At 59.6% G+C, this 433-nt stretch carries 1 protein-coding gene; it reads right to left on the reverse strand.

The features are described from left to right. Positions 1 to 120: 120 nt before the first annotated feature. Positions 121 to 433: hypothetical protein (locus tag J5M71_RS28775; RefSeq protein WP_207839080.1), on the reverse strand; the 313-nt coding region annotated here is incomplete at its 5' end.

Here is a 433-nt window from a genome sequence, read left to right on the forward strand (position 1 = left end):
ATTACGTGTCGTTCGGATATCGCCGAATGTGACAGTCGACGATGATTCGGCGCAGCGGACATTCGCGGATCGCGGTGTCGGGATCGACGCGCATTTAATACCGTCGCGGCGTAGCGCCGTTTACACGCTTATCTCGAAATTCGGGCGCGATATTCCGACGGGTGTCCTTACGGTTGGGTATTCGATAAAAAAAGCCCGGCAATCCGTTTCCGGATGCCGGGCGTTTTCGTTCGCTTGTTGTTGTGCGACGATTTTCTCGTTTCGGCGGAATTCGTCTTCAGTTGTCATGCAAACGATTCTTGATGCGGTGCGGCCCGCCGCGCGTCGGCCGCCGGCCTTCACCTCGGCCGGCAGCGCGGCGCTCAAGCGGCGTCGAGCGCCTGCAGGAACGCGTCGGCTTCCTCGTGCGGAATCTGCTTGACCTCGACGACCT

Origin of the sequence: Pseudomonas sp. 43(2021), from assembly GCF_017490805.1 — a bacterium.
In the GTDB taxonomy this organism is placed as follows: Bacteria; Pseudomonadota; Gammaproteobacteria; order Pseudomonadales; family Pseudomonadaceae; genus Aquipseudomonas.